General features: G+C 59.0%; 11 protein-coding genes. 6 read left to right on the forward strand and 5 right to left on the reverse strand.

The window, feature by feature from the left end:
* Positions 1-63 precede the first annotated feature (63 nt).
* Genes AC3Y64_RS19680 through AC3Y64_RS19690 form a run of 3 tightly spaced genes read left to right on the forward strand, consistent with a single transcriptional unit; the run spans position 64 to position 7337 of the window.
* Entirely contained in the window at positions 64-690 is a 627-nt protein-coding gene (locus AC3Y64_RS19680) for a response regulator (RefSeq protein ID WP_489988003.1), read from the forward strand.
* A gap of 8 nt (positions 691-698) precedes the next feature.
* Complete coding sequence (locus tag AC3Y64_RS19685) at positions 699-4343, forward strand: transporter substrate-binding domain-containing protein (protein WP_489984962.1); 3645 nt, start codon at positions 699-701, stop codon at positions 4341-4343.
* A gap of 48 nt (positions 4344-4391) precedes the next feature.
* Complete coding sequence (locus AC3Y64_RS19690) at positions 4392-7337, forward strand: HD domain-containing phosphohydrolase (RefSeq protein WP_489984963.1); 2946 nt, start codon at positions 4392-4394, stop codon at positions 7335-7337.
* On the opposite strand, the gene AC3Y64_RS19695 is transcribed toward AC3Y64_RS19690, so the two are convergent.
* Together AC3Y64_RS19695 and AC3Y64_RS19700 are read right to left on the reverse strand one after the other, a co-directional pair.
* Entirely contained in the window at positions 7338-7820 is a 483-nt protein-coding gene (locus tag AC3Y64_RS19695) for a GAF domain-containing protein (protein ID WP_489984964.1), read from the reverse strand.
* The gene (locus AC3Y64_RS19700; protein ID WP_489984965.1) at positions 7817-8707 is read right to left on the reverse strand and encodes an ATP-binding protein; all 891 of its coding nucleotides are present in this window, start codon (positions 8705-8707) and stop codon (positions 7817-7819) included. Before AC3Y64_RS19700 ends, AC3Y64_RS19695 begins: the two co-directional genes overlap by 4 nt.
* A gap of 166 nt (positions 8708-8873) precedes the next feature.
* On the opposite strand from AC3Y64_RS19700, the gene AC3Y64_RS19705 reads away from it, so the two are divergent.
* Positions 8874-11195, forward strand: coding sequence for a hybrid sensor histidine kinase/response regulator (locus tag AC3Y64_RS19705; RefSeq protein WP_489984966.1), 2322 nt, complete (start codon positions 8874-8876; stop codon positions 11193-11195).
* Here the strand turns inward: AC3Y64_RS19705 and AC3Y64_RS19710 are convergent.
* The 3 genes from AC3Y64_RS19710 to msrB form a co-directional block, all read right to left on the reverse strand.
* Positions 11179-11640, reverse strand: a complete 462-nt coding sequence (locus tag AC3Y64_RS19710) for a MarR family winged helix-turn-helix transcriptional regulator (protein ID WP_489984967.1) — start codon at positions 11638-11640, stop codon at positions 11179-11181. The genes AC3Y64_RS19705 and AC3Y64_RS19710 overlap by 17 nt on opposite strands.
* Positions 11637-12122 carry a glutathione peroxidase gene (locus AC3Y64_RS19715; RefSeq protein ID WP_489984968.1) on the reverse strand — a complete coding sequence of 162 codons (486 nt, stop codon included), beginning with the start codon at positions 12120-12122 and terminating at the stop codon, positions 11637-11639. Before AC3Y64_RS19715 ends, AC3Y64_RS19710 begins: the two co-directional genes overlap by 4 nt.
* A gap of 109 nt (positions 12123-12231) precedes the next feature.
* The gene (msrB, locus tag AC3Y64_RS19720; protein ID WP_489984969.1) at positions 12232-12627 is read right to left on the reverse strand and encodes a peptide-methionine (R)-S-oxide reductase MsrB; all 396 of its coding nucleotides are present in this window, start codon (positions 12625-12627) and stop codon (positions 12232-12234) included.
* A 226-nt stretch (positions 12628-12853) separates the two neighbouring features.
* Between msrB and AC3Y64_RS19725 the strand changes: the two genes are divergently transcribed.
* Both AC3Y64_RS19725 and htpX read left to right on the forward strand, forming a co-directional pair.
* Positions 12854-14065: a pyridoxal phosphate-dependent aminotransferase gene (locus tag AC3Y64_RS19725; protein ID WP_003226761.1), complete on the forward strand. Its 1212-nt coding sequence runs from the start codon at positions 12854-12856 to the stop codon at positions 14063-14065.
* 303 nt (positions 14066-14368) lie between these two features.
* Positions 14369-15256, forward strand: a complete 888-nt coding sequence (gene htpX / locus AC3Y64_RS19730; RefSeq protein ID WP_007908619.1) for a protease HtpX — start codon at positions 14369-14371, stop codon at positions 15254-15256.
* Positions 15257-15452: the final 196 nt, after the last annotated feature.

Raw genomic sequence — 15452 nt, forward strand, 5'->3', positions numbered from 1 at the left:
TGCGACCACTCATTCAACTGAGCTAAGGTGCGCGCTTTATTCGTGCTTGTATGGGATTTGATTATGAACTCCGTTTTTATTGTCGACGATCACCCGGTCATACGGCTTGCCGTTCGAATGTTGCTGGAGCATGAGGGTTACAAGGTCGTCGTTGAGACCGACAACGGGGTCGATGCCATGCAAATGGTCCGCGAATGCACGCCAGATCTGGTCATTCTCGACATCAGCATTCCCAAACTTGATGGCCTCGAAGTACTGGCCCGCTTCAACGCCATGGGCTCCCCGCTGAAAATTCTTATTCTGACGGCTCAATGCCCGACCTTGTTCGGCATCCGGTGCATGCAATCGGGCGCATCGGGATATGTGTGCAAACAGGAAGACCTGAGCGAACTGGTCAGCGCGATCAAAGCGGTACTTTCCGGTTACAACTATTTCCCCAGCCAGGCATTGAATCCGGTTCGCAGCGACGATGTGCGTTATACCGAACTGGAACTGTTCAAGGCCGTCAATGATCGCGAACTGATGGTGCTGCAATTATTTGCCCAGGGGCGAACTAACAAGGAAATCGCCAAAGGCATGTTTCTCAGTAATAAAACCGTCAGCACTTATAAAAAACGTCTTATGCAGAAACTCAAAGCCAAGTCCCTTGTAGAACTTATCGAAATGGCCAAACGAAACGCACTCGTGTGAGAGGCAACATGCCCCGTCGATTGAAGGACTATCTGACTGCATTGAGCACTTTTCTGTGCCTGTGTATTCCCTTGTACAGCGTGGCCGAAACGTCGTCAGACTTCGCCTTGCTGAGTCGTTCGGCGAGCGAATCGGTGCAGGTTCTGTTCGAGGCCTCGCAACGGCAGTGGCTACAAACCCGCCATGAATTGATTCTGGGAACCTCCGCACCTGATTACCCGCCGTTCGACATGACGGTCAGCGGTCGTGATTACGAAGGACTGACCGCCGATTACGCGGGACTGCTGAGCCAAGCCACACAACTACCGATCCGCATCCGCCGTTTCGCCTCCCGGGAGGACGCGATCCAGGCGCTGGCAGACGGACACATCGACATGCTCGGCACGGCGAACGGCTTTGAAGCCGGCAACGCCAGACTCGCACTGTCCGAACCTTACGCCATCGACCAGCCCGTCCTGGTAACCCGCGAAAGCGAGACCCGCAGCCTCAGTGAGGGCCTGGCAGGCCTGCGCCTGAGCATGGTCTACCACTATCTGCCACTCGCCGAAGTCAGGGCGCTGTATCCCAAGGCGCTGATCACCTGCTATCCGTCCTACCAGAACGCGATCAACGCTGTGGCCTTCGATCAGGCCGATGTGTTCCTCGGCGACACCCTCTCTACCCACTACATGATCAACAAGGGTTATCTCAACAACGTGCGCATGGCCAATTTCGGCAAGCAGGAAGCCAATGGTTTCAGCTTTGCAGTGCGTCGTGGCAACACTTCGCTGCTGGGCATCATCGACAGCGTGATCAAAGCCGTACCGCGCAGCGAGCGCGACAACATCGCCAAACGCTGGAGTGCCGGCAGTGACCTGCTGCTGACCGATCAGAAGCTGCAGCTGACCGGACGCGAAGAGGAATGGCTGCAACGTCATCCGGTTGTCAATGTAGTGGCGAACGAGGCCTTTGCGCCGCTGACGTTCTTCGACAGCGACGGCAACCTGCGCGGCATCAGCGCTGACCTGCTGGAACTGATTCGCCTGCGTACCGGCCTGCGCTTCCAGATCCAGCGCAGTCGCAACGACGCCGAGATGATCAGACAGATCGACAATCATCAGGCTGACCTGATTGCGGCGCTGCTGCCGACCGCGCAACGGGAAAAAACCCTGAATTTCAGCCGACCCTACCTGGAGAATTCATACGTCCTGTTGACCCGCAAGAGTGCCGACAGCCCCTCGCATCTGGGCCAGCTCAAAGACAAGCAACTGGCGATCGCTCAGGGCAACCCGATGGTCGAATACCTGCGCCGCGAGTTCCCGCGCATCCACCTGGTCGAGACAGCGGACACCTTCAGCGCCGTATCCATGCTGGCCGACGGTCGCGTCGATGGCGCTGTGAACTCACTGGTCATTGCCAACTACTTCATCTCGTCGCAGATTTTCGAACAACCGTTACAGATCACGACCACCATCGGTACCGGACAGGCCGCTTTCTCACTGGCCACCGCTCGCGATAACCCGGAGCTGGCTTCGATCCTCGACAAGGCATTGTTGAGCATTGCCCCTGAAGAACTGGGTGTCATCAATGGCCGCTGGCGTGGCTACTCGGCCGCATCGCAAAGCGCTTGGCGCAATTATCAGAGATTGTTCTATCAGGTGGTCCTCGGCGCTTGCCTGCTGCTTCTGCTGCTACTCGCCTGGAACGCCTACATGCGCCGCCAGATCAACCAGCGCAAGGCCGCCGAGCGAGCCTTGAGCGATCAATACGAATTCATGCGTTCACTGGTCAATGGCACACCGCATCCGATCTACGTACGCGACCGCGCGGGACTCTTGCAAAGTTGCAACGACAGCTACCTGCAAGCCTTCAACGCCCGGCGGGAAGACGTGATCGGCAAAAGCGTGATGGAAGGCTCACTGAGCAATGCTTTCGAAGCCCGCACCTTTCAGGCCGATTACCAGCGCGTGATTGCCGAAGGCCGATCGCTGGTGCTGGATCGGCCACTGCATATCGGCAGCCAGCGCCTGACCATCTATCACTGGATCCTGCCCTACCGGGATTCCTGTGGCGACGTGCAAGGGATTATCGGCGGCTGGATCGATATCAGTGAACGCCGACAATTGCTCGACGACCTGCGCGCTGCCAAGGAACAGGCCGACGATGCCAATCGCGCGAAGAGCACGTTCCTCGCGACCATGAGCCACGAAATCCGTACCCCCATGAATGCGGTGATCGGCATGCTTGAACTGACCCTCAAACGCATGGCCCGGGAACATCCCGATCGCTCGTCGATTGACACCGCCTACCAGTCGGCCAAGGATTTGCTCGGATTGATCGGCGACATTCTCGATATCGCCAGAATCGAATCCGGGCGCTTGAGCCTGGTGCCTGAACGGGTCAATCTCATCGATACGGTCAACACCGTGGTACGCATCTTCGACGGTCTGGCCCGACAGAAAAGCCTGTCATTGCTCCTGACCGTCAACCCACCGGAACTCGCGGTCGATGTGTGCCTCGATCCGCTGCGCTTCAAGCAGGTGTTGTCCAATCTGGTCAGCAACGCCATCAAATTCACGGAACAGGGTCAGGTCAGGATCACCCTCGATCTGATACCCGGCGATGATCCTGCGCACGCTCTCATGCAGTTGACCGTGCAGGACAGCGGCGTCGGCATCAGTGCCGAGGATCAGCAACGTTTGTTCGAGCCGTTTGCCCAGGCCGACGGTGGCAGTCAGCGCAGCCGAAGTGGCGCGGGGCTGGGGCTGGTCATCAGTCGCAACCTGTGCGAGATGATGGGCGGCCAGTTGCTCTTGAGCAGCCACCCCGGAATAGGCACCCGGGTGATCATGTCCCTGCCCATGGAAACCTTTCCCGCCGAAACGGCGCCGCAAAAATCCGAACCCTCCATCCAGACTTCAGCCGATCCCTTGAATGTGCTGGTGGTTGACGATCATCCGGCCAACCGCTTGCTGATGTGCCAGCAACTGGAATTTCTCGGTCATCACTTCAGCATCGCCGAAGACGGGCGCAGCGGTTTCGAACAGTGGCAGAAGGGTCAATACGATCTGGTGATCGCTGATTGCAACATGCCGTTGATGAATGGCTACGAATTGACCCGCGCCATTCGCCAGCATGAGCAACAGAACCGCAAACCGGCGTGCATCGTGCTCGGATTCACCGCCAATGCCTTGCCTGAAGAAGTACAACGCTGCAAGCAGGCGGGAATGGATGACTGTCTCTTCAAGCCGTTGAGCCTGAGCGTACTTAGCCAATGGGTCGGCGGGGTTCAGCCGGCACCGCGTAGCCCTGCCTTCAACTTCGAGGGTTTGAGTCTGCTCACCGGAGGCAATCCGATACAGGCGTTGCGCCTGATGACTGAGCTGCTCAACAGCAATCGCGTCGATCGTCAGGAGTTACTGGCGTTATCCGCCGAAAGCGAGCGCGACGAACTGGCGCTGATCGCCCATAAAATCAAGGGCGCGGCACGCATCGCCCAAGCAAAACAGCTTATCGAATGTTGTGATGCCCTCGAGCAAGCGTGCGAGCAGGCCATGTCTGCCCACGAGATCAGTCGGCGACGGGAAGCGAGCAGCCTGGCGATGCTCGATCTGGAGCACGCGCTGCAGCAACAATTGACCCTGACCGGGCAAAGCAGAATGAGCGGGGCTTAACTATGCTTGGACGCTGAGCAGTGAGTTAAACATCATGGAGAGTCCGAAATGCCCAGCCCACTGCGCCCGGAGCAACGCCGGTTTCCGCTGCACGTGCACATCAGCGTCATGTTCACCTTTCTGTTGCTGCTCACCGGCGTGGTACTTGGACTGTTCCACTATCGCCAGACCACGCAGATCATCCTCTCAAGCAGTGAAAAGCTGTTTGAAAGGATCGAACAGGACGTGCGCCTGGACATGGCGGCCACCTATCAGCCGATCAGGCACTTGCTCAGCCTGTTGGCGGACAACCCGGCCAGTCAGGCGACGAATCTCGAACAACGCTTGCCGTTGCTCAGGCCGTTCAGCCAATCGCTCACCGATAATCCAACCCTCGCCTCGCTATACCTGGGTTATGCCAATGGCGATTTCTTCATGGTGCGGCCGCTGCGAACGGCCGCGCTCCAATCCCTGCTCCACGCACCGGACGGCGCGGCTTATCAGGTCTGGAGCATCGAACACGACACCCAGGGCAAGCCGCGCTCGCAATCGCTGTTCTTCGATCAGACCCTGACGCCCATCAGCCGCCAGGACAACCCGGACGATGCCTACGATCCACGCAGTCGCGCCTGGTTCCTCGACGCGCGCCGCCAGTCAGAACAGATCACCACCGAACCTTACGTATTTTTCTCCACGCACAATGTCGGCACTACCCTGGCCCGACGCAGTGGCGACAATGCGGTGATCGGCGCAGACCTGACGCTGGCGACCCTGTCCGCCACATTGAGCAAGCACGTGGTGACGCCGTCCACCGAGATTGCGCTGTTCGATGCTGACGGCAACGCAGTGGCTTACCCCGATAGCAGCCGTTTGATCGTCGACGATCGCACCGCGCATCTGGCCAAGGTCGCTGACCTGAGCCCAAGTCTGCACGCGCTGCTCAACGGTGATCACAAAGGCAATCGCCTGGAAGCTGATGATCGCCAATGGATCGTCGCCCGCAGCAGCATTCAGGAGGGTGGCCCGAAAGGTTTGCAACTGGCGCTACTGGTGCCAGAGGACGAGTTATTGGTCGATGCCTATCGCCTGCGCTGGCAAGGCGCGCTGATCACCCTGGCCACCCTGCTGTTGTGCCTGCCGCTGGGCTGGCTGATTTCCCGGATTCTGGTCAAACCTCTGCACGCTTTGGTCAAGGAAGCCGATGCAATCCGCAGCTTCGACTTCAATTTCCCCCTCGCACGGCGCTCGCCAGTGCTTGAGGTCGATCAGTTGAGCCTGTCGATGGCGCGCATGAAGGACACCCTGGCGAGTTTCTTCCGCATTACAGACACCCTCGGCGCGGAAACCCGCTTCGCGCCACTGCTGCAGCGGGTGTTGTTCGAAACCGTGCAGATCGCTCAGGCTCAGGCGGGATTGATCTATCTGCGCGAAAGCGATGGCAACCGCATGGAGCCTTATGGATTGGTCATCGACGGCGCTCCTCAGGCGCTGGAAACCTTTGACATTCAGGGACACGACCTGCAGAAAAACAGTGGCCCGACATGGTTTCAGCAATTGGTTGGCAGCAACAATGTGGTGAGCAACTTCGGTTACGATCAGGCCGGGGATCTGCAGAAAGTCCTGTCGGCCATGCAGGCGCCACGGGTCCACTTGATCGGCATCCGCCTGCATAACCGCCACGACGAAACCATCGGTTTGCTGATCCTGTTGGTCAACGACAGTGGCGCTCCAGCCGATCTGGAAAAACTGCGACCTGATCGCATTGCGTTCTTGCAAGCGGTGTCCGGCGCCGCGGCGGTCAGTATCGAAAGCCAGCGCCTGCAAGCCAGACAAAAGCAGTTGCTCGATGCCTTCATTCAATTGCTCGCCGGCGCCATCGACGCGAAAAGCCCCTATACCGGCGGCCATTGTCAGCGCGTGCCGGAACTGACGCTGATGCTCGCCCAAGCCGCAGCCGCCAGTCAGGCGCCGGCCTTCAGCGCCTACCAGCCGACCGAAGATGAGTGGGAAGCCCTGCATATCGCCGCCTGGCTGCACGATTGCGGCAAGGTCACCACACCGGAATACGTAGTCGACAAAGCCACCAAACTGGAAACCATCAACGACCGCATTCACGAAATCCGCACCCGCTTCGAAGTGCTCAAGCGGGATGCCTGGATCGATTACTGGCAGGCGCTGGCCAAGGGCGGAGATGAAACGGAGCTGAGCCAGGCGCGCAACGCCACACTGGCGGCGCTGGACGAGGATTTTGCCTTCGTTGCCCGCTGCAATCTGGGCGGTGAAGCCATGGCCGAAGCCGATCTGCAGCGCCTCGATGGCGTGGCCCGGCGCACTTGGTTGCGCACACTGGATGATCGTCTGGGCGTGTCGTGGGAAGAAAACAAGCGTCAGTCCCGCACATCCGCGCCCAGCCTGCCGGTCTGGGAAAACCTGCTGGCGGACAAGCCTGAGCACTTGCTCGAACGCGATGAGAACGAATTGATCCCCGAAGACAATCCGTGGGGTTTCAAACTGGATGTGCCGCGCTACAAATACAATCGCGGCGAACTGTACAACCTGAGCATCGCTCGCGGCACGCTGACCCGTGAAGAGCGCTACATCATCAATCACCACATGGTGCAGACGATCATGATGCTCAGCCACCTGCCCTTCCCCGGTCACCTCGAAAGCATCGCCGAGATTGCCGGCGGCCATCATGAAAAAATGGACGGCACCGGTTATCCGAAACGTTTGAAGCGCGAAGAGATGAGCCTGCCGGCACGAATGATGGCGATTGCCGATATTTTTGAAGCGCTGACGGCCGCCGATCGACCGTACAAGAAAGCCAAGTCATTGAGCGAGGCACTGGGCATCATGGCAACGATGTGCCGCGAGGCGCACATCGATGCGCAATTGTTTGGCCTGTTCGTCAGCGAGGGTGTGTACATGCAGTACGCCAGCCGTTTCCTCGATCCCCAGCAAATCGACGCCGTGGATCAGGCCAGCTTGCTGCACAAGGCTGGCCTTACCGCGTGATCAGCAGTCGGTCAGACGCAGAAAGATCGCGGCCAGCTGTTCGATGCCGGCTTGATCGTCAGCACCAAAACGCGCCAGTTTCGGGCTGTCGAGATCGAGCACACCGATCAGGCGGCCGTCCTTGACCAGCGGCACGACCAGTTCACTGTTCGACGCGCTGTCGCAAGCGATATGCCCGGGAAAGGCGTGAACGTCTTCAACCCGCTGGGTCTGCAAGGTGGCTGCCGCTGCGCCGCAAACACCGCGACCGAATGGAATACGCACACAAGCGATCTGCCCCTGAAACGGACCGAGCATCAGTTCCTCGTTGCGGTTGAGGTAGAAACCCGCCCAGTTCAGGTCATCGAGCTGGTTGAACAGGAACGCCGAAAACTGTGCGGCATTGGCGATGAAGTCGCGCTCGTCCGCCAGCAGCGATTCCAGTTGTGCGGCCAACATGCCATAGCCTTCGAGGCCCTGGCCGCTTTGTTGCAAATCAATCATGCCTTGTGCTCCAACAATTTCAGTCCCACCCAGTATCGGGCGAATTGGTACGCGCAACGTCCGTTGCGATTACCGCGGCCGGTGGCCCAACGCACGGCAAGGATGTCTAGCTCATCGTCGCGCTGCCAGCTCAGGCCGGCCTTGGCGGCCAATTGGCCGATCCAGTGTTCGACGACATTGAGGAAGTGTTCTTGGGTAAACGGATAAAACGACAGCCACAGACCGAACCGGTCCGACAGCGCAATTTTGTCTTCCACCGCTTCGCTTGGGTGCAGTTCGCCGTCGACGCGCTTCCAGTTTTCGTTATCGCTTTCCTTTTCCGGCACCAGATGGCGGCGGTTGGAAGTGGCGTACAGCAAGACGTTATCCGGCGCCTGTTCAAGCGAACCGTCGAGCACGCTTTTGAGGACGCGGTAATCGCCTTCACCGGATTCGAACGACAAATCATCGCAAAACAGCACGAAACGCTGCGGCAGTTTACCGATCTGCTCGACCACGCGAGGCAGGTCGGCCAGATGATCACGCTCGATCTCGATCAGGCGCAGACCTGCCCCGGCGTGTTCCGCCAGCAGCGCGCGCACCAGCGAGGACTTACCCGTGCCGCGCGAGCCCCACAGCAACGCATGGTTGGCCGGCATGCCGTCGAGGAATTGTTGAGTATTGCGCCCCAGTTGCTCGAGCTGACGGTCGACACCGATCAGGTCGGACAGGCGCATATCGAGGCTGACTTCCAGCGGCAGCAAATAACCGCTGCGGCCGTCGCGCTGCCAGCGTGCAGCCAGACAAGTGCCCCAGTCGATAACCGGACGTGGTGCCGGCAGCAACGGTTCGATCCGCGCCAGAACCGACTCGGCGCGTTCAAGAAAAGCATTCAATCGGGAATCCACGTCTTCTCCTCGGGCACTTTCACAGTGATGATAGCGATCCAGCAACGACCCACAGATCAAAATTCCCGCGCGGCGCCTTGTTACAAGGCGATTCGGGAACCTCGGTATCGATACATGATCGACTATGCTTGAGCAGCGAAGGGAAACGGAAGTGGTTCAACACCCCATGGATATCAAATTCACCCACCGGCTGTCGTACAAGCAAGCCAGGCTTACTGTGCTGGTCGGGTTCATTCTGGGCACGCTGCTCAGCCTGCTGCAGATCGGCATCGATTATGCCAGTGAAGACGCCTCCATCAACCGTGAAATCCTGTCTTTGCTGGAAATCAGCCATAACCCGGCGTCACGCATCGCTTACAACATCGACGCCGAACTGGCCCAGGAACTCACCTTGGGTCTGCTGCGCTCGCCGGCGATCATCGCCGCGCAACTGACCGACAACAACAATACCGTACTGGCCAGCGTCAAACGGCCGGAACTGCAAAGCGGCTATCGGGTGATCAGCGACTTCCTTTTCGGCGCCAAGCGTCAGTTCGAAGACCGCCTCTATCTGGATCACTTGCCCAACGAATCCCTTGGTGTGTTGCGCCTCGAGGTCGACACCTATGCATTCGGCGGCCGTTTTCTGCGCCGGGCCGAGGTGACCTTGCTCAATGGTTTCGCCCGCAGTTTGATCCTCACTGGCCTGCTGCTGGCGCTGTTCTACGTGATGCTGACCAAACCACTGGTGCGGGTAATCCGTGAACTCAGCGGGCGCGACCCGCGCAGCGCCGAGCCAACCACCCTGGAATGTCCGGCGGGGCACGGTAACGACGAAATTGGCGTGCTGGTCAAAGTCGCCAATCAGCAGTTCGAAAACATCGCCACCGAAATCCAGCAGCGGCGCAACGCGGAAAACCGTTTGACCGACTACCTCGGCCAACTGGAAAACATCGTCTCGGCGCGTACCGCCGAGCTCAAGGCGATCAACACCCGGCTCAGCCAGTCCAACGATGAACTCGAAGTCGCCCGCAGCACAGCGCTGGAAATGGCCGAAGCACGCTCGGCGTTTCTCGCCAACATGAGCCATGAAATCCGCACACCGCTCAACGGCCTGCTGGGGATGATCGCGCTGTCGCTGGATGGTCCGCTGAATGCCGAACAACAGCAGCAGCTGTCGATTGCCCACGACTCGGGCAAGGTGTTGGTGGAATTGCTCAACGACATTCTCGACCTGTCGAAATTCGATGCCGGGCAACTGGAGCTTGAGCACATTCCGTTCGACCTCGGCTCGTTGATCGAGGACACGGCCAATCTGCTCTCGCAGAATGCCGCGCCGAGCGTCGAGCTGACCTGCCTGATCGACCCGCACTTCCCGGCGCTGGTGCTGGGTGACCCGACCCGGGTTCGTCAAATTGTCAGCAACCTGCTGTCGAACGCATTGAAATTCACCCGCTTCGGTCGGGTCGATGTGCGCTTGTCGACCTATAAGGATGGCGTGCGTATCGAAGTTTGCGACACCGGCATTGGCATCGCGCAGGATGCGCAGGTGAAAATCTTCCAGCCCTTCACTCAGGCGGGGGCCGGTATCACCCGCCAGTACGGCGGCACCGGATTGGGTCTGGCACTGACTTACAACCTTTGCGAAGCGATGCAAGGACGCCTGACCATCAGCTCCGAAAGCGGGTTCGGCAGCCAGTTCTGCGCCGAACTGCCACTGCCCTGCCATACCCGTGCGCTCACGGCGGCACCACTGAATGGCAAGGTGCTCGCGATCACGCCGGGCAGCAGCGGACTGGCGGAGCTTTTGCAAAGCCTGCTGCCCGCATGGGGCGTGGCCTATGAGCAACGCACCATTGACGACTCACTGCTGGGCCTGACCCCAGACGTGGTCATCACCGATTGCCCGGAGTGTCTGTTCGGCCTGCGCCCGACGCTGGTGGCGCCGATTCTGTTGGTAACTGCTTACGGCAGCTTTTTGCCGAGCGAAGAAGCCGCCGCCCTTGCGCCATTGCAACAACAGGCACGACCGCTGGCACGCAATGCGCTGTATCAGAATCTGCGGCGAACCCTGCAACCGGACATTGCCAACACCGATGATGCGCGCCCGCAGGCTTCATCTTCGGTGCGACGCGGGCGAGTGCTGCTGGTCGAGGACAATCCGGTCAATCAACTGGTGGCCAAAGGCATGCTCGGCAAACTCGGCTGCGAGGTGGTCGTTGCCGCTCACGGTGCCGAGGCGCTGGATCAACTGGAGTATCACGAATTCGATCTGGTGCTGATGGATTGCAACATGCCGGTCATGGACGGCTACGAGGCCAGTCGGCAGATTCGCCAGAGCGGGCGCTGGCCAAACCTGCCGATTGTCGCTCTGACCGCCAACGCCATGTCCGAGGAGCGCGAACGTTGTCGCGCGGCGGGCATGAGCGACTATCTGGCCAAGCCGTTCCGCCGTGAGGAACTCGCCGCGCTGCTCGATCAGTGGATCCCGACTACGACAACGCCTTGATCTGGCCCAACAGGTGATCGAGGCCATCGCGCAAATCATTGAGTCGATTCAGGTCTACGCCACTGTCGCAGAGTAACCGAGCCTTCAATGGCCCGACCTGCTCACGCAGTGCCTGCCCCGTGGCAGTGAGGCTCAGGTGCACTTCACGCTCATCACGCGTCGAGCGCTGACGCTGCACCAATTGCAACTGCTCCAGACGCTTGAGCAGCGGCGTCAACGTACCGGAATCGAGGGCCAGCCGTTCACCCAACGCCTTGACTGTCGGCTGCTCCGGCGCAGCGTCCTGCCATTCCCACAGCACCAGCATCGCCAGGTACTGCGGATACGTCAGGCCGAGCTGGTCGAGCATCGGCTTGTAGGCACGAATCACCGCCCGGGATGCGGCATACAGCTTGAAGCACAACTGGCTGTCGAGCTTCAGCGAATCAACGGGCAGTTGCTTCATTTGAGCAGAGCTTCGATCTCGCGGCTCAGGTCCTGCGGCTTGGTGGCCGGGGCGAAGCGCTTGACCAACTGGCCGTCCTTGCCGATCAGGAATTTGGTGAAGTTCCACTTGATGCCCTGGGAACCGAGCACGCCCGGAGCGCGCTTCTTCAGTTGCACAAACAGCGGATGCGCACCGGCGCCGTTGACCTCGATCTTCTTGAACAGCGGGAAACTGACACCGAAGTTCAGCTCGCAGAATTCGCTGATTGCACCTTCGTTGCCTGGCTCCTGCTTGCCGAACTGGTTGCACGGAAAACCCAACACGACCAGGCCTTGATCCTTGTAGGTCTGCCACAGTTCTTCGAGGCCTTTGTACTGTGGGGTAAAGCCGCATTTGCTCGCGGTGTTGACGACCAGAACCGCCTTGCCGGCGAAATCGGCCAGGGTCTTTTGCTCACCTTTGATGGTGGTGCACGGAATATCCAGCAGGTTGTCGTTCATGGTTCGGGGCTCCGTAGAGAGTCGGGAAAGGCCAAACATAGCGAGCAATTAAATTGTGTGCAATTTAATTGTCGAAAAACAAGGCGACCCGAAGGTCGCCTTCATGCGTTTACTCGCGTGGCTCGAGATTCAGGCACACCGAGTTGATGCAATAACGCAGGCCGGTCGGCGGCGGGCCGTCCGGAAACACATGACCCAGATGCGCATCACAGCGGGCGCACTTCACTTCCGTGCGGATCATGCCATGGGTCGTGTCACGGATTTCGGTCATGGCGCTTGCACCGATCGGCTCATAAAAGCTCGGCCAGCCGCAGCCGGAGTCGAATTTGGTCTTGGAATCGAACAGTGGCTCATTGCAACAAACACAGTGATAAACACCGTCGGTTTTGGTGTCGTTGTATTTGCCGGAGAACGGTCGCTCGGTCGCACTGAGGCGGCAAACCTCGTACTGCTGCGGATCGAGCATGGCCTTCCATTCTTCCAGGGTTTTTTCCAACTTTTCCATCATCACACCTCTGCGGCTGAAAAAGCCCGATCTGTACCTTTTCCACGGATCGGGCGGCACGTATGATTGCGCCTCATTTGATGCCAGTCTGGCAGCCGCGTTACATGCACTCAAACGGATTTTTTGCAGCGTGACGTTCCGGCACCCGGTTGGCATGCAAACGCAGGAATCCCAGTACGGTAGTTCATACAGCGTCTGGATCGTTCATTTTCGGGATCACATCGCCATGCAGTTCAGCAAATCGAACAAGCTCGCCAACGTCTGCTACGACATTCGCGGCCCGGTGCTCAAGCACGCCAAACGACTGGAAGAGGAAGGCCAGCGCATCCTCAAGCTGAACATCGGCAACCCGGCGCCGTTTGGTTTCGAAGCGCCGGACGAAATTCTTCAGGATGTGATCCGCAACCTGCCGACCGCGCAAGGCTACAGCGACTCCAAAGGCCTGTTCAGCGCGCGCAAAGCGGTCATGCAGTACTACCAGCAGAAAAACGTTGAAGGTGTCGGCATCGAAGACATCTACCTGGGCAATGGCGTGTCCGAGCTGATCGTGATGTCGTTGCAGGCCTTGCTCAACAACGGCGACGAAGTGCTGGTCCCTGCCCCGGATTATCCGCTGTGGACCGCCGCCGTCAGCCTCGCCGGTGGTAACGCCGTGCACTATCTGTGCGACGAAGGCGCCGACTGGTTCCCGGACCTGGCCGACATCAAGGCCAAAATCACCCCGAACACCAAAGCCATGGTGATCATCAACCCGAACAACCCGACCGGCGCGGTGTATTCGAAGGAAGTGTTGCTGGGCATGCTGGAAATCGCCCGTGCGCACAACCTCGTGGTGTTCTCCGACGAGATCTACGACAAGATCCTGTACGACGACGCCGTGCACATCTGCACTGCTTCGCTGGCGCCGGACCTGCTGTGCCTGACCTTCAACGGCCTGTCGAAGTCGTACCGCGTGGCCGGTTTCCGCTCCGGCTGGATCGCCATCTCCGGGCCGAAGCACAACGCGCAGAGCTACATCGAAGGCATCGACATGCTGGCCAACATGCGTCTGTGCGCCAACGTACCGAGTCAGCATGCGATCCAGACCGCACTGGGTGGCTATCAGAGCATCAATGACCTGGTGCTGCCGCAGGGCCGTCTGCTCGAACAGCGCAACCGCACCTGGGAGCTGCTCAACGACATTCCGGGCGTGAGCTGCGTCAAACCGATGGGCGCGCTGTACGCCTTCCCACGGATTGACCCGAAGGTCTGCCCGATCCACAACGACGAGAAATTCGTTCTCGACCTGCTGCTTTCCGAGAAGCTGCTGGTGGTGCAAGGCACCGCTTTCAACTGGCCGTGGCCAGATCACTTCCGTGTCGTCACCCTGCCCCGCGTCGATGATCTGGAAATGGCCATCGGTCGTATCGGCAACTTCCTCAAGTCCTACCGCCAGTAACTGGCCAGCAGTGCGCAACGACCCTGCGTTGCGCACTGTCTGATTCAGCAACACTTCTGCATCGCGCCTCTGTGCACGCCTTCTACACTTGCGATTCGTACCGTTTACCTGCGTCTGACGTAATGGCGACGGGACGCGGCTGGTCGTCGTCCATGTCGTTATCTGCCGTGGGAAACGGACTGCACACCGAAGAATCCGCTGTAGGACACAGTTTGAAATAGTCACTCAGTTGAATAGCCCGGTGCGGCACCTTATATACCCCGCAGTACGCTACATCTTTAGCTTGAGGAGATTTCTACAACCATGATGCGCATCCTGCTGTTTTTGGCCACTAACCTGGCGGTCGTGCTGATAGCCAGCATCACCCTGAGCCTGTTCGGCTTCAACGGGTTCATGGCGGCCAACGGGGTCGATCTCGACCTTAGTCAGCTGCTGGTTTTCTGTGCGGTCTTTGGTTTCGCCGGCTCGCTGTTCTCGCTGTTCATCTCCAAGTGGATGGCGAAGATGAGCACTGGCACCCAGATCATCAGCCAGCCACGTACTCGTCATGAGCAATGGCTGCTGCAAACGGTCGAGCAATTGTCCCGCGAAGCCGGGATCAAGATGCCCGAGGTCGGCATTTTCCCGGCCTACGAAGCGAACGCGTTCGCGACCGGCTGGAACAAGAACGACGCGCTGGTCGCGGTCAGTCAGGGCCTGCTGGAACGTTTCTCGCCCGATGAAGTGAAAGCCGTGCTGGCCCACGAAATCGGTCACGTTGCCAACGGTGACATGGTCACGCTGGCGCTGATTCAGGGCGTGGTGAACACCTTCGTGATGTTCTTCGCACGGATCATCGGCAACTTCGTCGACAAAGTGATCTTCAAGAACGAAGAAGGCCAGGGCATCGCCTATTACGTGGCAACCATCTTCGCCGAACTGGTACTGGGCATTCTCGCCAGTGCGATCGTCATGTGGTTCTCGCGCAAACGCGAATTCCGCGCCGACGAAGCCGGTGCACGTCTGGCCGGTACCAGCGCGATGATCGGTGCGCTGCAACGTCTGCGCGCCGAACAGGGCCTGCCGGTGCACATGCCGGACACCCTGAACGCTTTTGGCATCAACGGTGGCATCAAGCAGGGCTTCGCCCGCATGTTCATGAGCCACCCGCCGCTGGAAGAGCGTATCGACGCGCTGCGTCGTCGCGGTTGATCTGACCGGTAACAATGAAAAGGCCCGCAGTGATGCGGGCCTTTTTTATTGCTCGGAATTAGTTGGCTGCTCCTGATGACCCTATCGCTGGCAAGCCAGCTCCCACACTAGTCTGTGGTGTATTGAAAATCGAGAGAACACAACAGAACCCTGTGGGAGCTGGCTCGCCAGCGATGAGGCCAACACTATCGGCACA

The organism is Pseudomonas sp. 4CAES_32.4 (assembly GCF_058136335.1).